We start from the raw sequence: 22,900 nt of genomic DNA, 5'->3' as shown, positions 1-22,900 counted from the left end.
CCGGGTTACAGGGGCAGCGTCAAACGCCTCGCTTGAGGATAGTTGAGTAATTCATACAGGTTTTAGCGTCAACCGGCGACGCATGTATCGGTCGGTGATGAGCAGCCGGAAACGTCGATGATTGTCTGTCAGTGCAACATTCTGTCAAAGGCCGAAATCGAAGCGGCAGTGGAAGCGTTGCTTGCCGAGGAACCGTGGCGGTTGATCGTGCCGTCGACCGTCTACCATGCAATGCGGGTGCGTGGACGTTGCTGCGGCTGTTTTCCCGATGTGGTGGAAATCATTGCCGAGGTGACCGCGCGGCTGCGGCCGGAAGATGAGGCACAGGCAAGGACCGGGCAGGGCGCGGCTGATTGACCGGGCTGGATTGACGCCGCCGCGGCGTGCTCGTACATCATTCCGGTAACTTCAAAACACGGCACAATTTTTCGATCCGCCGTGACGAATCATCAAAAGGCAGGCAAGTTCATGGAGCTCAAACCCATCAGCGAAACCTATTCCGTTTCCGGGCAGATCGAGGTCGATGACCTCGCGGCGATCAAGGCGGCGGGTTTCAAGTCCATCGTTTGTCATCGTCCGGATGGGGAAGTCGAAGGGCAACCGACCTTCGAGAGCATCCGCAAGGCGGCCGATGGGCTTGGCATCGAAATGCGACACATCCCGATAGGGCCGATGGGCGTGACCGCCGATGCGGTGCGCGAGATGGTCGACGCGATCGAGGAACTGCCGGCGCCGATGCTCGGCTATTGCCGCTCCGGTGCACGCTCGACGGCAGTCTACCAGCACACTGCGCATTTGCGCGGCTGAAGGGCGTTCGGCCGGCGGCGTCCATCTGTGGACATGCGCCGGGTCTTCGCGCATGACTTGCGGTGAGGGATCTCCAGTTCCGCAAGGATGAGCAAGCCGTGTCAGTCCGACGATCCAGAGCCAGCCGTGGGCGGCGCATGCTTGGCGCCGCGGCCACGCTGGCGATCGTCTATACGGTACTTGCCTATGTTATTGTCCCGCTGGCCTGGGAGGTGTTCTCCAAACCAGCGTTCTTGCCACCCGACAGCGCACCGCGCCTGACCGAGACGGCAGACCATCACGCCGGCGATCCGGTCAATCTGGCGTTGGTTGGAAGCGAGGCCGCGGTGAAATCCGCGATGGCGGCGGCCGGCTGGTTTCCGGCTGATCGCCTCGGTGTTGAGAGCAGTTTGCAGATCGCCGCCGATATCGTTTTGCGCCGCGCCTATGTCACGGCTCCCGTCAGCCGGTTGTTTCTGTTTGGGCGCAGCGAGGATCTGGCGTTTGAAAAACCGTCAGGCGCCAGTCCGGACCAGCGGCATCATGTACGGCTGTGGCTGTTCACGCCCGATGCCGAGGAAGGGGTGCCGCTTTATCTCGGTGCGGCCTCGTTTGACCGCGGCATTGGCGTCAGCCACGAAACCGGGCAACTGACGCATCATATCGCGCCTGATGTGGATCTCGAACGCGACAATCTGAAAGCGGATCTGACCGGATCCGGGCATCTGCAGGACAGCGACACTGTGGTGGGCTTTCATCAGGTGCGCACCGGGGTCAATGGCGGTGGGGATCCATGGTCCACCGATGGCGATCTCTGGATCGGGGTGCTGCGCCCGGCCCCCTGAGCGGATCAGGTGGCAGGCAGTTTGGACAGGATGCGGCGGATCTCGGTGAGTTGTTCGTCCTGTCCCTGCATGATCTGGGTGAGCTGGAAATTGCGGACCTGATCGAGTTTTTCGTGCAGATCCATGATCTCGAGTTCGGCTTTGAGATTGACCTCGTAGTCATGGGTGGCGGCCAGCCTGTCCTTGATCGACTGGCGGTTCTGCGACATCATGATCACCGGAGCCTGAAGTGCTGCCAGCATCGACAGGATCAGGTTGAGGAAGACGAACGGGTAAGGGTCAAATACCTCGGTGCGGCTCAGAAGCAGCGCATTCAGGCAAACCCAACCAACCAGCAGCACCAGAAATGAAATGATGAAGGTCCAAGAGCCGCCAAAGCTCGCGACCCGGTCGGCAACCCGTTGGCCGAAGGTCATCGAGTCACGATAGGTCTCGTTGATGTTCTGCGATATCGCCGCGCGCTTGGCGATGCGGCGGAGCACCCGCTGCTCGCGTTGCGGCAAGTCGTCATAACCGGATTGCAATAGCCGCTCGGCGAGTTTGGTTACATCATGGTCCATGGCTGTCGCTCCGTGCCGTCAATCGGCGTCCGTCGCAGCGCAGGTGAATCCCGGCCGCTCAGGACCCGGTTTCCGGGTAGGAGGCAATAACGCCGTTTTGATGATGGCGCCGCACTCGGTGTGGCGTTGCCATTTGAGAAACCCGAGATAGGCGAGTTTGGCCAACTGCCGGCGGCGCTCTGGTGCGCTCCCAAGCAGGGCCACCTTCGTCAGTCAGGCTTTTTGACCCCTGATCCACTGATCTGCGACAGTGTTCGTGTCGGGGTGATCGCCTCGGGGTCGAGCTTGACCTCGATAATCGACGGCATGCCGCTGGCTCTGGCGCGTTCGAAGGCGGGGGCGAAATCCACGGTGGTTTCGACCGTTTCGCCATGGCCGCCGAAGGCGCGGGCGTAGGCGGCGAAATCCGGGTTGGTCAGCGCCGTAGCACTGACCCGGCCGGGATAATCGCGCTCCTGATGCATACGGATGGTGCCGTAGATGCCGTTGTTGACCACCACCGTGATGATCGGCAATTGGTGGCGGACCATGGTGGCAAACTCCTGGCCGTGCATCAGAAAGCAGCCGTCGCCGGCAAAACAGACCACCAGCCGGTCGGGGAACGCCTGCTGGGAGCCAACCGCGCCGGGCACGCCATAGCCCATGGTTCCGGAGGTTGGCGCTGCCTGGGTGGCAAAGCCGCGGAACCGGTGGAAGCGGTGGATCCAGGTGGCGTAATTGCCGGCACCGTTGGTCATGATCGCATCTTCGGGCAGGTTTTTCTCCAGCCAGTTGATGATCGGCCCCATCTGCACCGGACCGGGGCCGATTTCGGGCGGGGTCGACCAGGCGAGATAGGATTCGTGCATGGTCTTGACGCGGGCCGCACGGCTTGCCGGCACCGTATTGCCGATGGTCTTGAGACTGGCGGCAAAAGAGGCCGGATCGGCATTGATGGCAATCGTCGGCTTGTAGACACGGCCGAGCTCGGCGGAATCGGGGTGGACATGAACCAGCGGCTGCTTGGGATAGGGAATGTCCATCAGCGTGTAGCCCGATGAGGGCATTTCGGAAAACCGGCCACCGACCAGGATGACCAGATCGGATGTCTTGATCTCCTCGGCCAGGGCCGGGTTGATGCCGATACCGACATCGCCGGCATAGGCCGGGTGCAGATGATCGAACAGCATCTGGCGGCGGAACGAGACGCCGACCGGCACGCTGGCGCGCGTGGCAAACTCCTGAACCTGTTGTACAGCCGTTTCCGTCCAGCCGGAACCACCGAGGATCATCACCGGGCGCTCGGCGGTTGCCAATCGGTCCTCGAACTCGCCCAGCTCAACGGCACCGGGGCGGGTGGCGACCCGGGTGTAGCGCTGCGGCACCACCGGGTTTTCAACCACCTCGCGCAGCACGTCCTCGGGCAGCGACAGCACCACCGGGCCGGGCCGGCCGGAGGTGGCGATGGCAAAGGCGCGGGAGACAAATTCCGGGATCCGGGCGGGGTCGTCGATCTCGCCGACCCATTTGGCGAACTCGGTGAATGCGCGGCGGTATTCGACCTCCTGGAAGGCCTCGCGCTCGCGGGCATCACGCTGCACCTGGCCGATGAACAGGATCATCGGGGTCGAATCCTGCCGCGCCACATGCAGGCCGGCAGAAGCATTGGTGGCGCCCGGACCGCGGGTGACGAAGCAGATGCCGGGTTCACCGGTGAGCTTGCCCCAGGCGTCGGCCATCATCGCGGCGCCCCCTCCTGACGGCAGACGGTGACGCCGATATCTGAATCAACCAGTGCGTCGAGCACGGCGAGATAGCTTTCGCCGGGAACGCAATAGAGCTGGCGGACGCCATTGGCTTTCAGGGAATCGACGATGAGCTGGCCGCCGGTTTTCATGTGTGTGGTCCTTTGGATTTGAGGGTCTCGAGTTCGGCCAGCACCTCATCGGTGTGCTCGCCCAGTCGCGGGCTTGGCCGGTCGTAATGCAGTGGCGATGCGGGCAGCAGGATCGGCGCGCGCACCGAGGGTATGGCGCTGCCAGCCTGATCGGCAAGGTCCATGCGAAGGCCGCGGGCAATTGCCTGCGGATCGTCAAACATCTCGGCGATAGTGTTGATCGGCCCGGCTGGCACGGCGTTGGCTTCACAGGCGGCGAGCATGTCGGCCTTGGACCATGTGCTCATCTGGGCGACGATCTCGGTGCGCAACCGCTCGCGGTGGGCAACACGCGACGGGTTGGTCTGGAAATCCGGGTCCTGGGCCATCGCGGTGGCGCCGAGCAACTTGCAGAAGCGTTGGAACTGGCCGTCATTGCCGACCGCGATGATGACGTGGCCGTCTTCGACTGGGAACACCTCATAGGGGGCGATGTTCATGTGGGCATTGCCCATTTGTTCGGGGGCCTTGCCGGACACAAGATAATTGAGGTTCTGATTGCCCAGGATCCCGGCCTGGGTATCAAATAGCGCCATGTCGATCATCTGGCCCTGGCCGGATTTTTCGGCATGGCGCAGGGCTGCCTGGATGGCGATCACCGAGTAGAGCCCGGTGAAGATGTCGGAAATGGCTACGCCGGCTTTTTGCGGCTCGCGGCCTTTTTCACCGGTGATCGACATCATCCCGGCCATCGCCTGGATGATGAAATCATAGCCGGCGCGCGGCGCATAAGGTCCGGTCTGGCCGAAGCCGGTGATCGAGCAGTAAACCAGCGCCGGATTGGCGGCCTTCAGGCTTTCATAGTCGAGACCGTATTTCTTCAACCCGCCGACCTTGAAGTTCTCGATAACCACATCGGCGGTGGCGATCAGTTCGCGGGCGGTGCGGGCGCCGTCTTCGCTGGCGATATCCAGCGTGATTGAGCGCTTGCCACGGTTGGCCGAGTGGTAATAGGCAGCAGAGAGGTTTTCGCCATCGGCGCCGGTGACAAAGGGCGGGCCCCAGCGGCGGGTGTCGTCGCCGCCCTCGGGATGCTCGATCTTGATCACGTCGGCGCCGAGATCGGCCAGCAGCTGCCCGGCCCAGGGCCCCGCCAGAATGCGCGCCAGTTCAATCACCCGGACACCAGCGAGCGGCGGATTGTTGGTCTTGGCTTGGCTCATGCGTTTCCCCGTTGTCACTGTTCCGCAAGGCATCTGAGCCCGTCCGTAGCGGGAATGAGTAATGCCTGTATAGCCCCGTAGAGCCGATGTGACACATGAATTTCTCTGATGAGGCGATCTCTGACCATAAGGTTGTATTGGAAAATAACTACATTTCCTTCTGGTTGCGAAATGTTGCAAAAATCCGTCATTCCCTCTTAGCAAATCAAGGCTATCGGCAAGGGAGTTGAAGATTACCGCGACGCCGGCTGACACGGCAGGACCCGTCAACATGACCGCAATTCACAACGGAAATACCAAGAGCGAAAAGCCCGCGGTGCGTTTCAGGGCATTATTGCTGTTCGCACTGTGTGTGGCCTTGCTGTTGATGCTCTACGACATCGTCGATGGCTTCAACGTCATGAGTGACATTGATGATGATTTGAGAGCGATCCAGATCCGGCTGTTGGTGGAGGGCCAATCCTGGTTTGACCGGACCATCCCGATGATCCAGATGCCCGAAGCCTATGTTTCGCCATGGTCACGCCTGGTCGATATGCCCTATGCGGCCATCGCCTGGATCTTGACGCCGGCGCTCGGCATCGACATGGCGCCGCAGGCAGCGTTCTGGATCTGGCCGCCGGCAATGCTGGTGATGTTGTGGGCGCTGCTGGTAAGGACCCAGTTGCTCATGCTGGACGGGATTGCGCCGCTTCGGCCGATCACGCTTGTTTGCTGTGTACTCTTGATGATGCCGGCGTTGCACGAGTTTGTGCCTGGCCGGATTGATCATCACAATGTGCAATTGCTGCTGTTCATGCTGGCTTTCCTGGGCCTTGGTCTGTGGACGCCGTTCGGCGCTGTGCTGACAGGAATCAGTACTGTGGCATCGGTGGCGGTTGGGCTGGAATTGCTGCCGCTCAGCGCCCTCTTGCTGGCCGCCGTCAGCCTGTGCTGGATGCTTGACAGGCCGGGAAGCCGGGCATTCGCGATTTCACTTGGTCTGTCGATACTGGCTTCCACACCGCTGCTGGGATTGGCACTGCTCGGACCGGCGGGCTTGGCGTCAACGCAGTGTGATGCCTTTTCTGCCCCCTATGCGATCGCACTGGCCGGTTATGGCGCCATTACTGTTGGCCTGGCGATAGCACCGATCCGGATCCGCGTGATCGGCCGCGGTGTGCTGCTGGCTGCGTCCGGCGCGGCGCTGATGGGCTGGCTGGCCTGGCGATTTCCGTTGTGCCTGGAGGGCCCCTATCAGATCATTGATCCGCTGACACGGTCGTTGTGGTTTGAACGTATCGAGCAGGAAAAATCGTTCCTGGTCTATTACGAACATGGTCTGATTGCCGGACTCATCGGTCTGGGGGCGTTTGTGGTGATCCTCGCGGTTGCCGCGCCGATAGTGCTGAAGACGCTGAAAATGGGACGCTCGGGCACGAGCATCATCTATCTCAGCGCGATTGCTGCGTCGGTCCTGGCTCTTGTCCAGATCAGGTATCTCCGGTTTGCGGCCGGGTTTGTGCCGCTGTTCGTGCCCTATGCATTGATCATGGTGGCGCGTGGCAAGAGTGCCGGACGGTGGCTGCTGGCAGTTGTAGTCATGGTGGTGGTTATTGGCTTCGGGCTGGAGGCCTTGGACCCGGCCCATAGCCGCGACATTGACGTGGCCGATTACCTGACCGACGCGGCGTGCCTGTACCCGGATTTTTCGGTTCTTTCCCGCGTGCAGCCGGGGCGGATATTGATGCCGCCAACGCAGGCGCTGCACATGATGGTTCAATTGCCTCCACGCATGTCGGTAGCGGCGGTTTCATTTCACCGCTCGGCGCCGGGCATGCGCCGGGTGTTGCAGGTGTTTATTTCGCCCGACAGCGAGAGCCGGCGAAAGGCGGCGGAAGATTTCGATTACATCGCGGTCTGTCGTCTGCCGATTCCGGCGGCCATTGCCGACGACACGCTGTTTGCGGTTCTCTCCCGCGGTGGCGGCTGGCCGGGGCTTGAGCGGCTGAGTGGTGCGGACGACGCGTTCCAGCTGTTCCGCATCGATCACACGGCTTTCCGCTGACGCAGATTGGCGGATATTGCGGTTTAACCGACCCCGGTTTTCAGGTGGCTTGCGGTGCACCGATCCGGCTGTCGAGCCAGGCTATGAAATCAGCCGTCGCTTGCTCACGGCCGACATCGTTGAGGGTCTCGTGCCGGGTTTCGGGCAGCACGGCGGCGGTGATATCGGCAAGCCCTGTCTTGCGCATCTGGGCTGCGAGCCATTCAACTGCCTTGCCTTGATCCGTCGCCGGATCCTCGGCGCCGCCGATCAGATGCACCGGCAACGTCTTTGGCAGGCGCGCGAGCCGTGCCGGGCTGCCACCGGCATAGATCATCTCGAACACATCGCGCCACATGCTCACGGTGGCGTCCCAGCCACACAGCGGATCGGCGACATAGAGATCGACCTCGGCGGTGTCGTGCGACAGCCAGTCGAACTCGGTGCGACGGTCGGGCATCGCCTTGGCCCAGGCCTGAAAGGTGAGCTTGGGCAGAATGGCGCTGGGGGTGTCGGAGCCCTTGAAGAATGCCTCGATCGCCAGCAGCCCCTGACCAACCCGTCCCAGAGCGCCAGCGTTGAAATTCGAATTCCAGACAGCTAGCGCGGCGCTGGCTTGCGGATGAGCCTCGGCGAAATTGAGGGCGATCTGCCCCCCCATCGAATGCCCGAAGGTGATCACCGGCAGGCCGGGATGGCGTTCGCCAATCAACGCATGGATGGCCGCGACATCGGCGATCACTTTTTCCACGCCATCCTTGGCGGCAAAGGCGCCGGGGATTGAACCGGGGGCGCGGGTGGCGCCGTGACCGCGGTGGTCATGGGCATAGACATGGTAGCCGCTGGCCACGAGCGCGCCGGCAAAACGCCGGTAGCGGCCGGCATGTTCGGCCAGTCCGTGATTGATCTGGACCACGCCGCGCGCGGGTGCTTGAGCCGGCAGGTGACGGACGGAAAGCTTGTCCCCGGTGGGGCTTGAAGCGGTGAAGGGAGAAAAATCGCTCATGCGCCATTGGTCATGGCCGGGGTGTTAAAATCAAGAGGGGTTGATGATCGATCAACTGCTGGATCAATCCGCGCCGTGGGCGCCTTTGAATTCGAACGGAAATTCTGACAGGAGGGCGGGGTCGCGTCGATGTAGAGAGGCGGCTGGTGGCCGGAAAAGCCTGGTCTGTGTCTGGCGAGCGGCAACGCATTGCATTCGGCGGGTTGCCCTTCATGGAAAAATCGCTAGTTGAGGGGCAACAAGCCATGGAGTGCCGACACGTGAGCGACCTGACCCTGAACCAAGCCATCGACAATATCTATGCGTCGATCAAGAACGATAATGAAGAGCTGGACATCCACATTGCCGCGCTCAAGGCCGCGATGGCGCGCGAGGGCGTCAAGGAAGCCGTGTTCGAGCCCTCCAAGCTGGCGCAATCCAATCGCCAGGGCCGCAAGATCATGCAGTCCTATTTCAAGAAGAAGGGCGTGACCGTCAGTTTTTCGGCCTGAACCGATCTCGGCGGTGTTGTATCAGTTTCAGCCACCAATTATGGGCGTGACCGGCCGCAGCTCGACATCTTCAGCCGCAGGAATGCCGATTGTGCTGACTGCAAAGTAGCCGCTGAAACGCATTTGCCAGATCGACGGCTGCGCCCCATTGTACTCGCACGCCACCGTCATGAACGGAAATTTGGCGCTCGGCTCGCCGATAATTGACAACAACAAGTGGTTGTAGTCCGGATTGAAAACAAAGTTGTAGGACCCGTATTCGGGCTTGATCCGTTCAAAACCGTCACAAGCAATCTTGCTGGCTTTACCTGTCTTATCAATGCCGGTTACCCGGTAATCAGCGCTTTCGTGATCGGCAGGCAGAATGGTGAGGTTGAGGTAAACCACGTGATCTGTGTCGGCAAATTTTCCGTGAAATTCTAGGATCTGCTCCGAGATTGATTCCGTGAGCGAATAGTCAATCGTCTGATTGATGGATTTGACCGTGGTCCCGGCCTGCGCCGTTGTGCCAAGAAGGCAGCCTAAGATGAGCGTGAGTGCGCGCATTCCCGTATCCTCCCTGACGGTTTGAGCAAGCCCGAAACACTATGCCGATCAATCCGATCACACAGGTCCAGGCCTGTCGATGGGTGGAAATGTATTGCTACTGGCAACTCTCATATGGGGAGCGTTGGTCGGCCTCATTGCCCTTGGCTGCACTTTGCAATAGACAGCGGGCAACAATCCAAATCATGTCTGGAGCGCATCGTGGCACGGCAGTTCATCTATCACATGGCAGGGCTCAACAAGTCTTTTGGCGCCAAAAAGGTTCTCGAAAACGTCCATCTGTCATTCTACCCGGATGCCAAGATCGGTATTCTTGGTCCCAACGGCGCCGGCAAATCGACGGTTCTCAAGGTCATGGCCGGGCTCGACACCGAGTTCACCGGCGAGGCCTGGCTGGCCGAGGGCGCAACACTCGGTTATCTGCCGCAGGAGCCGCAGCTCGATCCGGCCAAGACGGTGCTTGAAAACGTCATGGAAGGCGTGGCCGAGAAGCAGGCTGTGCTCGACCGCTACAACGAACTGATGATGAACTATTCCGACGAGACCGCCGACGAGGGCGCGGCTCTCCAGGATGTCATCGACGCGCAGAACCTGTGGGATCTCGACAGCCAGGTTGAAATGGCCATGGAAGCGCTGCGCTGCCCGCCGCCGGAAGCCGGCGTGGAAAGCCTGTCGGGCGGTGAAATGCGCCGCGTGGCGCTGTGCGCGCTGCTTTTGCGTCAGCCTGATCTGCTGCTGCTTGATGAGCCGACCAACCATCTCGATGCCGAAAGCATTGCCTGGCTCGAGAAGCATCTCAGGGAATATCCCGGCGCCGTGATCATGATTACCCATGACCGCTACTTTCTTGACAACGTCACCGGCTGGATTCTCGAGCTCGACCGTGGCAAGGGCATTCCCTACGAGGGCAACTACACCGCCTACCTGGAAGCCAAGCGCAAGCGCATGAAGCAGGAAGGCCGCGAAGACGCAGCCCGGCAGAAGGCGCTCAGCAGCGAGCAGGACTGGATTGCCTCGTCGCCGAAAGCCCGTCAGGCCAAGTCGAAAGCCCGTATCCGCGCCTATGACGAATTGGTCAAGGCCGCCGCTGACCGACGTCCCGGCGAAGCCCAGATCATCATTCCTACCGGCGAACGGCTCGGTAACCAGGTGATCGACGCGGAAGGTATATCCAAGGCCTATGGCGACCGGCTGCTGATTGATGATCTGACCTTCAAGCTGCCACCCGGCGGCATTGTCGGCGTCATCGGCCCCAACGGTGCGGGCAAGACCACGCTGTTCCGGATGATCACCGGGCAGGAAAAGCCCGATTCCGGCACCATCACCATCGGTGAGACCGTGCAGCTCTCCTATGTCGACCAGAGCCGCGATTCACTGGATGGCAACAAGAGCGTCTGGGAAGAGATTTCCGGCGGCAACGACATCATCAAATTGGGCCGGCACGAGATGAATTCGCGCGCCTATTGCTCGACCTTCAACTTCAAGGGTGGCGACCAGCAGCAAAAGGTCGGCACGCTTTCGGGCGGTCAGCGCAACCGGGTGCATCTGGCCAAGCTCTTGAAATCCGGTGGCAACGTGTTGCTGCTCGATGAGCCGACCAACGATCTCGACACCGAAACGCTGGGCGCGCTCGAAGAGGCGCTCGAAAACTTCGCCGGTTGCGCCGTTATCATCTCGCATGACCGCATGTTCCTCGATCGGTTGGCCACCCATATTCTTGCGTTTGAAGGCGATAGCCACGTGGAATGGTTCGAAGGCAACTTCGAGGATTACGAGCAGGACAAGATCCGTCGTCTCGGCGCGGACTCGGTCAATCCGAAGCGGGTGACGTACAAGCCGCTGAAGCGGTAGGGCATCTGTTAGTTCCTGACGCGCCGACAACCAATCAGGCCTTGAGTGGCCTGATTGTGGCGGTGTTGAATTGAATTGCTGTGCGCAGTACAATTCAACTCAAAGGAATATTGTGATGATCACTATCAATCTGCCGGATGAACTTGAGCAATTGCTGGCCCGCTATGCCGATGAGATGGGCATGAGCAAGGAAGATTTGGCGTTACGTGCGATCAAGGACCGGATGGAGGATCTGGCGGCTGGTGAAGCGGCGATTGCCAATGATGACGGGGAACACATTCCCTTGGCCGACATCCTCGCGGAGTTTGGTGACGGAACAGACGAGAATGGAAATTCGCTGCACGCAGCAGAATGACCTGGGTAGTCTCTTTCACCAAATCAACGCGGAAGCAATTGTCTAAACTCAGCCCGGCGGATCGGAGCCGAGTCCTGACTTTTCTCAAAGAGCGAGTTGTGAAACACCCCGACCCTCGCGAACTTGCCAAGCGATTACACGGAAAGAATGAAGAGCTCTGGAGGTTCCGGGTCGGTGACTTGCGGCTTATCGAGCGAATTTCACAGGGTTTGATGACGGCTCTGGTCATCGAGATCGGACACCGCAGGGAGATTTATCCATGACCACAATCCTGATCACCGGCACCAATCGCGGCATCGGGCTGGAACTGGCCAAACAGGCCTTGGCCAAGGGCTGGACGGTTTATGGCTCGGCGCGAGGTGTGGTGACCGATCCGGAAGCGCATATCTGTGATCATCCGAAGTATCATGATTTGGTATTTGATGTCACCGACCATGTGGCGGTGCGGGCGGCGGCGGCCAGTGTCAGCGAGCCGATTGATATCCTCATCAACAATGCCGGCACCATCGGGCCGAAGCGGCAATCGGTGCTGGATATGGATTTTGACGGCTTTGCCAAAACGCTGGCGATCAACACGCTGGCGCCGTTGGCGGTGGCTCAAGCCTTCCTGCCGCATCTCAAGCGGAGTTCAAATCCGCGCATTCTCACTGTCTCGTCGCGGATGGGCAGCCTGTCGCATGCCAAGTCTGACCGGATCGCCTACCGAGCTTCAAAGGCTGCGGTCAACAAGGTGATGCAAGGGCTGGCGAGCGATCTCCAGCCGATGGGGGTGGCGGTGGCGCAGCTGCATCCCGGTTGGGTGCGAACAGATATGGGTGGGCAGGGGGCCGACATCGATGTGAGCACCAGCGCCGCCGGAATCCTCAAGATCGCCGAAGGTCTGACGCTTGAAGGCACCGGTCGTTTTTACAATTGGGACGGTGCGCGGCTGGAATGGTGAGGCGCTGATAAAGGGGGAAACTTGCTTTTTTCTGATCATCAGTGCGCGAAAAAAATCCGGAAGTCAAAAATGAACTATCCCCGATCTTTTTGCCTCACTCCATTCGGCAGCAGAACGAGAAGAACGGACCGGGCAAGCCCGGTGCACCGGTCGGCGTGAAGGTGAAATCGCGCACCGCGTCGCTCTCGTCGGTGCATCCGCCCGGCGTGTAGGCGATGGCGCCTTTGACCGGATGGCTGGTTTCAAGCTGCCAGGGATTTTCGGAGGCGAAACTGACACTGCCCGGCGTCGACTGGATCGTATCGCCGGAAAAGGCGTCGATGAAAGTCGATGACATGGTGCCGTCGCAACTCAGTTGCAGCGCCCAGTTGGGCTCGAAACCGGAACAAATCATTCTCTGGCCGGGTTGCAGCAAGCCGTTGCAGGAAAGATCGGCGGCGAGCCCCGCCGTCGGCTGCGCGAGAAGGGCGGCGAGAACCAGGGCAGGGGTAAGGCAAGGTCGTTTGGCAAACATCTGGACAATCTCCTTGATCCAATGTCGTTAGCACCCCGCACTTGCCAGATTAGCACATTTTGGCGCGCGGCTGAACTGGCTGCGGTTTTGGCGCCCGGCCAATGGTGGCGAGGCAAGGGGCTGGGGTGGAAGTCAACCCGCTTGTCTCGCCGTTTCGGGTTTGAGGATTTGCAATGGCGGCACGGCAAAGATGGCAGTTCATGTATTTTGATTGGATGATCAGCGCAGCTTGGGTTATTGGCTCTGTTCCGCATCAACCTCCCAGGAGCCGCCGATGACCCTGCCGATGTTTGCCGACGACGCCACCATGCTGCCGAAAATCCATCCATCGCAAAAGCTCAGGGCGCGGGTTGCTGCGACGCTGGACGCCCGGGGTGGTGACTTTCTGAGCGAACCTGTGGCCGAGCTGGAGCTGGGGTTTGACGGCATCCCGGGAGATTTCCACGCCGGGCCGACACGCTCGTCGGGCGGGCGCGAACCCTGGTATCCGCGCGGTACTGAAATTCGCAATGAGCGACAGATCTCGATTGTTGCGGCGGACGAGCTGGCGCTGGCGGCGGCAAAAATGGGCATCGACCGGATCGAGCCCGGCTGGATCGGCGCCAATCTGGTGATTGAGGGCATTCCGCTTCTGTCGATGCTGCCGCCGCGCACGCAATTGTTTTTCGAGGGTGGGGTGACGCTGCGGATTGATGGCGACAACGCGCCGTGCCGCATCGCCGGGGCGGCGATTGCCAAGAATTATCCAGAGATGGATGAGACGGCGCTGGCGCTTGCCTTTGTGCCCGCCGCCCGCCGTCGCCGCGGCGTTGTTGCCTGGGTGGAAAAGCCCGGCAGAATTTCCGCCGGAGAGGCGCTCAGCGTGCGGATCTGGGAACAATGGATCTATCCGGCAGGCTGATTGGCTTCGTCGCTATGGCTGCCGGGGGTATGCGCGCGTGCCGCAGGTGTGGCCGGGCGGCGATTTCCATGCGACACTAAGTTTTTCAGCAACGACATTGGGCTTGCCTTGATGTCGAAAATGACATAAACATATCTTTATATCATTTTCGAGGTTTGCATGCTGTCACCGACCCCACTTTTGCTTGAGCAATGCGTTGAAGTCCTCAAGGCCGCCGGTGAACCGACGCGGCTGCGGCTGATCGCGCTGCTGCGGCAGGGGGATCTGACCGTCAGCGAAATGACCGAGGTGCTGGGGCAATCCCAGCCGCGGATTTCGCGCCATCTCAAGCTTCTGGGTGAAGCCGGGCTGGTTGAGCGCTACCAGGAAGGCGCATGGGCCTATTTTCGCCGGACGCAGGAAGGCCTGCGGGCCCGGCTGGTGCAACAGGCGCTGGACGCGGCCTCGCCGCTCGATCCGCATCTGGCGCGCGATGCCGAGCGTCTCAGGACCGTCAAACAGGCCCGAGCAAGCCGTGCGGAATCCTATTTTTCCGCCAATGCGGCGCGCTGGAACGATTTGCGGCAGATGCATGTTTCGGATGAACGGGTGGAAGCAGAAATTCTCAAGCTGATCGGTCGGACGCCGTTTGACGGCCTGCTTGATCTTGGCACTGGCACCGGCCGCATGCTGGAACTGCTGGCGGGAAGCTACCGCCGCGCCATCGGCATCGATTCGAGCCGCGACATGCTGGCGATCGCCCGGGCGCAACTTGATGATGCCGGCATCACTCATGCATCGGTTCGCCAGGGCGACATTTTCAACCTGCCGCTCGACCGCGAGAGTTTCGATGTGGTCACCATCCACCAGGTGCTGCATTTCCTGCACGACCCGCTGCCGGCAATCCGCGAGGCCGCCCGCATGCTGCGGCCCGGCGGGCGGGCGATCATTGTCGATTTCGCACCGCATGATCATGAGGATTTGCGGATCGAACACGCCCATGCGCGGCTTGGCTTCAGTCAGGCCCAGGTGGCCGACTGGCTTGAGCAGTGCGGACTGACGGTCGAACACATGGTCGACTTGCCGGCCGACAGCAGCGAAAACCGGACTTTGACAGTTACCCTCTGGCTGGCGCGCGATCCGCGCCTGCTGATCGCCTCCGACGATACCAATTCTGGCCTGACTTTTTCCAACACAGGAACCACCTGATATGTCCAGCTCCCCCGCGCCAGCGCACAGGCCCTGCCTGAAAGGATCAAGGTCTCCTTCGAGTTCTTTCCGCCCAAGAATGGCGACATGGAAAGCCAGTTGTGGGACAGCATCACCCGGCTTGCGCCGTTTCAACCGGATTTCGTCTCGGTGACCTATGGCGCCGGCGGCTCGACCAAGCAGCCGACGCTCAACACCGTGGGCCGGATCGCCTCAGAGACGGCTCTCGCGCCGGCCGCGCACCTGACCTGTGTTGGCTCGGACAAGGCAGCCGTCGACGCAGTGGCGCGCGAATTCCAGGCGCTCGGGGTCAATCATTTCGTGGCGCTGAGGGGCGACCCGCCGGAAGGCGTGGGCGCAGCCTATCAGCCCCACCCGGGCGGCTATGCCAACGGCGCCGAACTGGTGGCCGGCCTGCGCGCCATCTCCGATTTCGAGGTCTCGGTCTCGGCCTATCCCGAGCGCCATCCCGAAAGCCCGGATTTCGCCACCGATATCGACATGCTCAAGCGCAAGGTCGATGCTGGTGCTACCCGGGCGATTACCCAGTTCTTTTTCGATAACGACGTTTATGAGCGTTATGTCGAGCGGGTGCGGCGGGCTGGAATTTATGTGCCGATCGTGCCGGGTATCCTGCCGATCCACAATTTCACGCAGGTGGCTCGGTTTTCCAAACTGTGCGGCGCCTCGATTCCCAACTGGTTGGCACGACGCTTTGACGGGCTGGAAAAAGACCCGGAGACTCGGGCACTGATTGCTGCTGCCATTGCCGCTGAGCAGGTCAATGATCTGGTCGAGCGCGGCATTGATGATTTCCACTTCTACACGATGAACCGGGCGCAACTGGTCTATGCGATCTGCCATCTGCTCGGCTTGCGCGGCGTGGACGCCGATGCGGCAGTTGGTGCAGCGGCCTGATCCGCCGCTAAAGCATCCCATCGGTCCCGCGATGCCTTGACGGTTGCCCTTCGCAGGGCGCCGTCGTTTTCCAGCCTTAGAACGTCAAAACGGGAGCGCCGAAACGCTCCCGTCCTTGAACTTTTCCCTTTTTGACGGTGTGCTCCGAGGTCAGATAAAGAGCATCGCACCGACAAATATGAACGCTGCACAGATCACAAGGGTATTGAGCGATTGCGTAAATCCCATGGTGGTCCTCCTTCGCGTTATACAGTCGAATGATACGCGTGGCTTCGGCTTTGTGAAAAGCAAATTCGTTGCTGCATTGCACCCAAAACAGGGCATAGTGTTCCTATCTCGCCCTTTATCGTATTGAAATTGAAAGAATAATTGCTCATTCATTTTCTGTTAAGAAAGCGTCACATTGGGGTTGCAAAGGGTCTGGCTGTGTCGCCGGTGGAGATTTGATGCCGCATTCCCGCCCCATTGAGGCCAGAATTGCGCAGCCTGATACAGCCGGAGTCACTCATTCGCCAGCACTTTACGCGGGGATATCGGTTGCCTGAGAGCCACAGTGGCCATCGAAGCCCCTCCGGTCGGCGATTCAGGCCCTGAACGCGCGTTCCAGCGCTGCGGCTACGGCCAATAGCACCTGGTCTTGCCCGAATCGGGCGACGACCTGAATGCCGAGCGGCAGGCCGCTCGCGTCGAAAAAGCCGGGAATGTTGACCGCCGGCGTTCCCATCAGGGTCCAGAGCTTGTTGAAACGCGCGTCACCGGTTGAACCGAGCCCTTCGGGCGCTGCTCCCGGCGCGGAAGGCGTGAGCAGGATGTCGACCTCGCCGAACAGTCCGCGGGCGGCAGTGCGGCCACGTTTGGCCAGCTTGCGGGTGGCATCATAGGCGGCGGGCTCTATCGCCTGACCGCGCTCGATGGCGTCCACCAGACGCTGGCTCAGGAATTCCCGGTGACGGGCAAGGTCGGGGCCGCAGGCGAGACCCGCCTCGTGCTCCTGAAGCGCTGCATGGGCGTCGCGGGCCGCGGCCATGGCCTCGGGCTCTGCGATGTCACCGACATCAAAGCCGGCATCGGCGGCCATGTCGGCGGCTTTTGACAGCGCCTCCTGCATCGCCGGATCGGCACCCTCAAGCTGCGCGCAGCGGTAGACGGCGACACGAATGCTGGCGGGGTCCACCGGTGCGGCGGCCAGCGTCCGCCCGGTCAGCAGTTGGGCCAGCAAAGCCACATCGACGACGCTGGCAGCAAACAGCCCGGCGGTGTCGAGCGAGGGCGCAAAATGTTTCAGGCCGCCCGTGGGCAGCAGCCGGTAGCTGGGCTTGTAGCCAGCGATTCCGCAGAACGCCGCGGGACGAATTACCGAACCGCCGGTCTGGGTGCCGATGGCTGCCGGAATCATGCCGGCGGCGACGGCCGCTGCCGAGCCTGATGACGAGCCGCCGGGCGTGTGCGCCGGATTGTGCGGATTGACGGTGGCGGCGGGGTGCAGATAGGCAAATTCGGTGGTGACGGTCTTGCCGATGATGGTTGCGCCACGGCGGCGCGCCAGATCAACAATGGCGGCATCGACCTTCGGCTGGTGGCCGTCATAGGCAGCCGAACCATAGCCCGTGGGCTGGTCAAAAGTGTCGAAGATGTCCTTGACGCCAAGGGCAACGCCGGCAAGCGGGCCGGTGGCGGCAACTACGGGGTTTTCCGCGACATGGGCGAAGGCCTTGATGGCTGCATCCTTGCGGGCGATGGCGTCGCGGCTCAGGGTGATCATCACGTCCGGATCGGCCTTGCCGGCGTCGCGCGCCGAAATCAGCGCCTCAAGGCTCATCATGCGGTTGTGGCCCATGGTTTTCGTCTCCTCCCGGCAAATCAGGGCGGTCCGGCCCTGCTCACCACTTTATGGCGAGGCGATTGTCCAGTGACAAGAGCCCGAGCGCGATCAGGCCAAGACCAAGCGTCTCGGTGAGTGACAGGGATTCGCCGAGAAAGACAATGCCGAGCAGGATCGCTGCCGGCGGCACCAGCAGCGTGACCAGCGAGGTGGAGGTGGCGCCGGCGGCGCTCAGGATGCGGAAAAACAGGATATAGGCAAAAGCAGTTGAGACCAGCGCCAGCGCCAGCACTGCGGCGATCACGTCAAGCGGTGGCATCGGCAGCGTCCAGGGCTGGTCGACGACGAGCGCCAGCGGCAGCATGATCAGGCTCGAGGCGGTCAGTTGTCCGGTGGCGATGATGCGCGGTGAAAGCCCCTTGAAGCGTTTGCTGTAGGTTGCGGCGAAACCATAGGAAATGGCGGCGCCGATGATGGCGAGCTTGGCCCAGAGCGGGCTGTCGCCGAGGCCAAGGGCATCGGGCCCAATCAGCAACACCATGCCGGCAAGCCCTAGTGCGCAGCCGACCAGCTTGGCAGGTGTGATCTTCTCGTCGATTGTGAGAAGCTGCGCGATCATCACGGTCCACAGCGGCGTGGTGGCGTTGAAAATGGACGCAAGCCCGGCGCCGACCTCGATTTGCCCCGCAAAAATCAGCGTGAAGGGGATGGCATTGTTGAGCAGCCCCAGCAGCAACAGCTCGCGCCAGCGGCTTGCCATCGAAGCGTAGAAACCGGGCAGCCAGCCAAAGACGATGTGCAGGGCGATCGCGGCCAATCCGACCCGCGCCAGAACCAGCGTCATCGGCGGGATGAATTGAACCGCGATCCGTCCGAAAAAGAACGATCCGCCCCAGATGATTCCGAGCAGGACCAGCAGCCCCCAGACCTGGGCATTCATGGAGCGGTGGACGGTGGCTGTCATTGCGTATTTCCAATTATGTGGGCAGGTGTGGACCCGATTGGTGGTGCTTGTCACAGCCGCAGGGTTTGCACCACCCGAAATCAGCCGCTTGTCATTTGCCGGTGGGAAACCACGTTGGTAGTGTCGCAAGCTAACCGGGAGACGTCATATGCAACGATTCGCCACTGGTACGGACGCCGCACTCGAGCTAAGGCCGGACCAGCCGTTGTATTGCTTCCGACCGGATGTGCTGAAGCAGGATGCCCGGCAATTCATGAAGCTGTTTCCCGGCGAGACCGCCTATGCGGTCAAGACCAATGGGGAACCAATGGTGCTCAAGGCGTTGGTCGACGCCGGGGTGAAAATCTTCGACGTCGCCTCGCCGGGCGAGTTTGCCGCCGTGCGGGCTGCCTCGAAGACCGCCGAGATGCTCTACATGCACCCGGTCAAGGCGCAATCCGATATAAGGCTGGCGCTGGAAAAATATGGCATCCGGGTGATGTCGCTCGACCATGAGGACGAGATTGCAAAGGTGCTCAGGATCGTCAGGGCGCTCGATCTGGATCCGGCCTCGATCACCATTTTCGTGCGGCTGCAGACCAAGGGTCATGCGATGTACGAGCTGTCGAAGAAATTTGGCGCAGCCCCCGGCCATGCGGTGGAACTGGTGCAGCGGCTCGGCCGGATCGGCTTCAAGGTAGGTCTGTGCTTTCACGTCGGCAGCCAGGTCGAGGAGGCCGAATCCTACGAGCTGGCGCTCAAATCCGCCGACTGGGTGCGCAACCGTGCCGGTGTCGAATTGGTCGGCCTTGATGTCGGCGGCGGCTTTCCGGCGGTCTATGGCCATGATCCCAACCGCAAGGCCAAGCCGATGCCACCGCTCGAAGAGCTGATGGGCAAGCTGCGTGAGAATATCACCGAATGGGCCTTTGACGACATGCCGCTGGTGGCAGAGCCGGGCCGGGTGGTGGTGGCACGGGCGTTTTCGCTGGTGGTGCGGGTGCTCTTGCGCAAGGGCCGCAGGCTCTACATCAATGATGGCATCTGGGCCTCGCTGTCGGACAGCTGGACTGGCAAGATCACGCTGCCGGCCCGCTTCATCCCGGAACCGGCGCGGCGCATCCGCAAGGGCAATCCAGCAAACATCGTGCCGTTCCGGGTTTGCGGGGCGACCTGCGATTCGGTCGACATCCTGTCGCGGCCGTTCTGGCTACCGGAAACGGTGGACACCGGAGACTGGATCGAGATCGGCCATATCGGCGCCTATTCGCTGTCGCTGAGGACCCGCTTCAACGGATTTTACCCCAATGACTTCGTCGAGGTGACGACGCCGTTCGGTGAAGATGGCGAGGCGGAGAGCTTTGCCAGCCTGGAGACGATGGCGGACTGAGGGACGGGACCGGGCGCGGGGGAACCATGCGGCGGGTTGCGGGTTGACCCGTGCCGGCATTGGTGGATTGGGGCAGGTCGCCCGGTTATGATTATGGCGGCATTGCAAAGCTTTAATCCAGCCGGAGGCGCCGATGGAGAACCCGATCTTTTTTGACGACTGGGCCGGGATTGGCCGCATTGTGATCACCGGGCTTTTGGCCTATCCGGCACTGATCCTGATGCTGAGAATTTCCGGGAAGCGGACGCTGAGCAAGTTCAACGCGTTTGATTTCATCGTCACCATCTGCCTGGGGTCGATGCTGTCGTCGATCATCATCACCAAGTCGGTGCCGCTGGTCGAGGGCGTGGTGGCACTGGCGTTGCTGATCGTGCTGCAGTTTGCCATCACCTGGTTGTCGGTGCGCTCACCGGCATTTCAGAGTCTGATCAAGAGCAATCCGACGCTGCTGGTTCATCGCGGTGTCTATCAGGAGAAAGCGATGCGCACCGAGCGGGTGTCGAAACAGGAGATTGCGGCCGCACTGCACGCCAATGGTAACGCGGAAACGTCGGAACGCTGTTGCGTGGTGCTCGAGACCGATGGCTCGCTGAACGTATTTACGGCCGCGTGAGTCGGCTTTTGCCACATATTGCACCGCGCGCATCTGTCACGCGGTTTTTGCGATACTTTTGCGGTAGAGTGGCGTTTCAAATCCAGTCTTCAGGCTGGTCTGGAGACCGCCCATGCCGAAACTAATCCGCTTCGTCCTTCTCAACTCCGCCCTCGGAGTGCTGATCGGCTGGGCCGTGGCGGCTGCGGTGGTCTATTTCAACATCAATGGCTTTGGCGATCTGATCTGGTATTCCTCGAGCCGGATCACGGCGCTGTTCATCCTCCTGGTGTCGTTCGGCTCCACCTTCGGCTTTGCGGTGATGGCCACCGCGGTAATGCTGATGCCGGTCGACAAGGACGAGTTCGACAAGCTGTAGAGATCAAGTCCCGATTGTCTGTTTTTACAGATGGTTGAACAATACTTCCGCGACATTTTCCAGGAACGAGATCAGCAACACGTCGAGTGTTTTCGCGACGGGCCGGCGCCCCGTGCTGATCGCGCAAGTAAACCGAATTTTTTCAAGACGATTTTGTTTTGCTGCAAATCACATTAGGCTTGGGCAACAGGGAGACTTGGATGGACGATGAAATTGTCGACACGGTTCAGGCCGTCGGGCAGGCGGTGGAACAAGTTGTCGGCGAAGCCGTTCATCACGGCGACCACATGGTGTCGATCGCCATTGCGATCGCCATCGCCGCGCTGCTGGGGCTTGGTTTCATGCGGCTCAGGCAACCGCCACTGGTAGGCTTCATCCTCGCCGGACTGGCGCTCGGCCCCACCGGGCTCGGGGTAATCTCGACATCGGAAAACGTCACCCTGCTTGCGGAAATGGGCGTCGTCGTGCTGCTGTTCTTCATCGGCATGGAATTGTCGATCAAGGCGTTTGTGCTGAGCCTCAAACAGGCAGTGCTGGTGGCAGGCGGGCAATTGATTGCCTCGATGGTGCTGGCGGCAGTGCTGTCACTGGCATTGGGTGCGAGCCTGTCGGAAACCATCATTCTGGGCTTCATCATCGCCTTGTCGAGCACCGTGGTGGCGATGAAGATGCTCGACGAGATGGGCGAATTGCGCAGCTCCTCGGGCCGGATCGCTGTCGGCGTGCTGATCGCCCAGGATCTGGCGGTGGTGCCGATGCTGATCCTGGTCTCCAGCCTTGGCGGTGAAAGTTTTGACCTTGGCGCGGTGATCTTCAAGGTTGTGGTTGCGGTGGCGCTGCTGGCCGGTTTGTTGTGGTGGTTTGGCCGTCATCCGAAACTCAAGCTGCCGTTTGCCGAAGCAATTGAAGACAATGTCGACCTTTTGGCGATCGGCTCGCTGGCGTTGTGCTTTTCCGCCGCCGCGCTATCGGGCCTGGCGGGCTTGTCGCCGGTCTACGGCGCGTTTCTGGCCGGCATCATCGCCGGCAACTCGACGCTTCGAAGCCGGGTCATTCCGGTTATTGAACCGATTCAAAGCATATTGCTGGTGGTGTTCTTCCTGTCGATCGGGCTGCTGATCGATCTCGATTTCATCCTCGCCAATATCTGGCTGGTGCTGGCGGCCGCGTTTCTGGTGGTGGCGCTGAAGACGGTGGTCAATATCTTCCTGCTGCGCAGCACCGGGTCCGACCCGAAGACAGCGCTCCTGGCAGGCCTGTCGATGGCGCAGGTGGGGGAATTCTCCTTTGTGCTGGCAGCGGCCGGCTTTGCTTCGGGCGCCTTCGGCGCGGATATCTATCGACTGGCGATCGCGGTGACGGCAATTTCGCTGTTGATGTCGCCGATCTGGTTCAACCTGATGAAGCGCGTCGAGGACATCGCCAGCGAGGGCATCGGCTCCTACAGGCAGGCGCTGGCAGAGGCCTATGAGGATGAACTCGATGGCGTGGAGAATGTGGTGTGGGCGGTGCGTGCCCGCTACCGTGCCGCGCGGTTTGCGCTTTATCAGCGCCGTGCCCGCCGTGCCGGGGCCAAGGCGGAGGTTGAAGTTGTACCGGAAGACGGGAATAGCGGCACTAAAGAGCCGGTCAGTGATGTGGTTGATACGCCTTCCCGGACCGGCAGTGATGCCGCCCTAAACCCGCCGCCGTCGATCAATCAGGCAGCGAGCGGCCCGCTCGACGACGCGGGCCCTGACGATGCTGAAACAGCCGGACGATGAGGCCCG

The 22,900-nt window shown here is 61.0% G+C and carries 22 protein-coding genes and 2 pseudogenes; 16 read left to right on the top strand and 8 right to left on the bottom strand.

The window, feature by feature from the left end; translation table 11 throughout:
* Positions 1-117: 117 nt before the first annotated feature.
* The 3 genes and pseudogenes from OEG84_RS09380 to OEG84_RS09370 form a co-directional block, all read left to right on the top strand.
* Positions 118-297: pseudogene (locus OEG84_RS09380) on the top strand ((2Fe-2S)-binding protein); the annotation flags it as partial.
* A 171-nt stretch (positions 298-468) separates the two neighbouring features.
* The gene (locus OEG84_RS09375) at positions 469-807 is read left to right on the top strand and encodes a protein tyrosine phosphatase family protein (RefSeq protein WP_267656140.1); all 339 of its coding nucleotides are present in this window, start codon (positions 469-471) and stop codon (positions 805-807) included.
* A gap of 98 nt (positions 808-905) precedes the next feature.
* Positions 906-1,631 carry an LssY C-terminal domain-containing protein gene (locus tag OEG84_RS09370; protein WP_267653509.1) on the top strand — a complete coding sequence of 242 codons (726 nt, stop codon included), beginning with the start codon at positions 906-908 and terminating at the stop codon, positions 1,629-1,631.
* Between the two features lie 5 nt (positions 1,632-1,636).
* On the opposite strand, the gene OEG84_RS09365 is transcribed toward OEG84_RS09370, so the two are convergent.
* From OEG84_RS09365 to OEG84_RS09355, 3 genes and pseudogenes are all read right to left on the bottom strand, one after another.
* Positions 1,637-2,191 carry a DUF1003 domain-containing protein gene (locus OEG84_RS09365; RefSeq protein WP_267653508.1) on the bottom strand — a complete coding sequence of 185 codons (555 nt, stop codon included), beginning with the start codon at positions 2,189-2,191 and terminating at the stop codon, positions 1,637-1,639.
* Positions 2,192-2,400: 209 nt separating this feature from the next.
* Positions 2,401-4,067: pseudogene (locus OEG84_RS09360) on the bottom strand (thiamine pyrophosphate-binding protein).
* Entirely contained in the window at positions 4,064-5,269 is a 1,206-nt protein-coding gene (locus OEG84_RS09355; RefSeq protein WP_267653507.1) for a CaiB/BaiF CoA transferase family protein, read from the bottom strand. Before OEG84_RS09355 ends, OEG84_RS09360 begins: the two are co-directional and overlap by 4 nt.
* A 271-nt stretch (positions 5,270-5,540) precedes the next feature.
* On the opposite strand from OEG84_RS09355, the gene OEG84_RS09350 reads away from it, so the two are divergent.
* Positions 5,541-7,316: a hypothetical protein gene (locus OEG84_RS09350; protein ID WP_267653506.1), complete on the top strand. Its 1,776-nt coding sequence runs from the start codon at positions 5,541-5,543 to the stop codon at positions 7,314-7,316.
* Between the two features lie 40 nt (positions 7,317-7,356).
* On the opposite strand, the gene OEG84_RS09345 is transcribed toward OEG84_RS09350, so the two are convergent.
* Entirely contained in the window at positions 7,357-8,301 is a 945-nt protein-coding gene (locus OEG84_RS09345; protein ID WP_267653505.1) for an alpha/beta fold hydrolase, read from the bottom strand.
* A gap of 260 nt (positions 8,302-8,561) precedes the next feature.
* Here OEG84_RS09345 and OEG84_RS09340 point away from each other — a divergent pair, with 260 nt between their 5' ends.
* Positions 8,562-8,792, top strand: a complete 231-nt coding sequence (locus tag OEG84_RS09340) for a hypothetical protein (protein ID WP_267653504.1) — start codon at positions 8,562-8,564, stop codon at positions 8,790-8,792.
* 27 nt (positions 8,793-8,819) lie between these two features.
* Here the strand turns inward: OEG84_RS09340 and OEG84_RS09335 are convergent, their stop codons facing one another.
* On the bottom strand, positions 8,820-9,338 hold the full coding sequence (locus tag OEG84_RS09335; protein WP_267653503.1) for a hypothetical protein: 519 nt from the start codon (positions 9,336-9,338) through the stop codon (positions 8,820-8,822).
* A gap of 201 nt (positions 9,339-9,539) precedes the next feature.
* On the opposite strand from OEG84_RS09335, the gene ettA reads away from it, so the two are divergent.
* The 4 genes from ettA (at position 9,540) to OEG84_RS09320 (ending at position 12,484) form a co-directional block, all read left to right on the top strand.
* The gene (ettA, locus tag OEG84_RS09330; RefSeq protein ID WP_267653502.1) at positions 9,540-11,189 is read left to right on the top strand and encodes an energy-dependent translational throttle protein EttA; all 1,650 of its coding nucleotides are present in this window, start codon (positions 9,540-9,542) and stop codon (positions 11,187-11,189) included.
* Between the two features lie 115 nt (positions 11,190-11,304).
* Complete coding sequence (locus OEG84_RS09325) at positions 11,305-11,544, top strand: hypothetical protein (protein ID WP_267653501.1); 240 nt, start codon at positions 11,305-11,307, stop codon at positions 11,542-11,544.
* Positions 11,541-11,807, top strand: a complete 267-nt coding sequence (locus OEG84_RS25495; protein WP_425602834.1) for a type II toxin-antitoxin system RelE family toxin — start codon at positions 11,541-11,543, stop codon at positions 11,805-11,807. The genes OEG84_RS09325 and OEG84_RS25495 overlap by 4 nt, the downstream gene beginning before the upstream one ends.
* Positions 11,804-12,484: an SDR family oxidoreductase gene (locus OEG84_RS09320; protein ID WP_267653500.1), complete on the top strand. Its 681-nt coding sequence runs from the start codon at positions 11,804-11,806 to the stop codon at positions 12,482-12,484. Before OEG84_RS25495 ends, OEG84_RS09320 begins: the two co-directional genes overlap by 4 nt.
* 94 nt (positions 12,485-12,578) lie before the next feature.
* On the opposite strand, the gene OEG84_RS09315 is transcribed toward OEG84_RS09320, so the two are convergent.
* Positions 12,579-12,998 carry a hypothetical protein gene (locus OEG84_RS09315; protein ID WP_267653499.1) on the bottom strand — a complete coding sequence of 140 codons (420 nt, stop codon included), beginning with the start codon at positions 12,996-12,998 and terminating at the stop codon, positions 12,579-12,581.
* A 274-nt stretch (positions 12,999-13,272) separates the two neighbouring features.
* Between OEG84_RS09315 and OEG84_RS09310 the strand changes: the two genes are divergently transcribed.
* The 3 genes from OEG84_RS09310 (at position 13,273) to metF (ending at position 16,005) form a co-directional block, all read left to right on the top strand.
* On the top strand, positions 13,273-13,899 hold the full coding sequence (locus OEG84_RS09310) for an MOSC domain-containing protein (protein WP_267653498.1): 627 nt from the start codon (positions 13,273-13,275) through the stop codon (positions 13,897-13,899).
* 159 nt (positions 13,900-14,058) lie between these two features.
* A complete protein-coding gene (locus OEG84_RS09305; protein ID WP_267653497.1) occupies positions 14,059-15,087 on the top strand; it encodes an ArsR/SmtB family transcription factor in 1,029 nt (342 codons plus the stop codon).
* Positions 15,088-15,120: 33 nt separating this feature from the next.
* Positions 15,121-16,005 carry a methylenetetrahydrofolate reductase [NAD(P)H] gene (gene metF, locus OEG84_RS09300; protein WP_267656139.1) on the top strand — a complete coding sequence of 295 codons (885 nt, stop codon included), beginning with the start codon at positions 15,121-15,123 and terminating at the stop codon, positions 16,003-16,005.
* 583 nt (positions 16,006-16,588) lie between these two features.
* Here metF and OEG84_RS09295 read toward each other — a convergent pair.
* Both OEG84_RS09295 and OEG84_RS09290 read right to left on the bottom strand, forming a co-directional pair.
* Positions 16,589-17,842, bottom strand: a complete 1,254-nt coding sequence (locus tag OEG84_RS09295) for an amidase (protein ID WP_267653496.1) — start codon at positions 17,840-17,842, stop codon at positions 16,589-16,591.
* Positions 17,843-17,885: 43 nt separating this feature from the next.
* A complete protein-coding gene (locus tag OEG84_RS09290; RefSeq protein WP_267653495.1) occupies positions 17,886-18,791 on the bottom strand; it encodes a DMT family transporter in 906 nt (301 codons plus the stop codon).
* Between the two features lie 148 nt (positions 18,792-18,939).
* Between OEG84_RS09290 and OEG84_RS09285 the strand changes: the two genes are divergently transcribed.
* The 4 genes from OEG84_RS09285 to OEG84_RS09270 all read left to right on the top strand — a co-directional run bounded on the left by OEG84_RS09285 (position 18,940) and on the right by OEG84_RS09270 (position 22,894).
* The gene (locus OEG84_RS09285) at positions 18,940-20,160 is read left to right on the top strand and encodes an alanine racemase (protein WP_267653494.1); all 1,221 of its coding nucleotides are present in this window, start codon (positions 18,940-18,942) and stop codon (positions 20,158-20,160) included.
* 133 nt (positions 20,161-20,293) lie between these two features.
* Complete coding sequence (locus tag OEG84_RS09280) at positions 20,294-20,773, top strand: DUF421 domain-containing protein (RefSeq protein WP_267653493.1); 480 nt, start codon at positions 20,294-20,296, stop codon at positions 20,771-20,773.
* Positions 20,774-20,885: 112 nt separating this feature from the next.
* Entirely contained in the window at positions 20,886-21,131 is a 246-nt protein-coding gene (locus OEG84_RS09275; protein WP_267653491.1) for a hypothetical protein, read from the top strand.
* Positions 21,132-21,331: 200 nt separating this feature from the next.
* Positions 21,332-22,894: a cation:proton antiporter gene (locus OEG84_RS09270; RefSeq protein WP_267653490.1), complete on the top strand. Its 1,563-nt coding sequence runs from the start codon at positions 21,332-21,334 to the stop codon at positions 22,892-22,894.
* The last annotated feature ends 6 nt before the right edge of the window (positions 22,895-22,900 follow it).

Origin of the sequence: Hoeflea algicola (assembly GCF_026619415.1) — a bacterium.
GTDB lineage: Bacteria > Pseudomonadota > Alphaproteobacteria > Rhizobiales > Rhizobiaceae > Hoeflea > Hoeflea algicola.
This window is presented reverse-complemented; position numbering and strand designations above follow the sequence as displayed.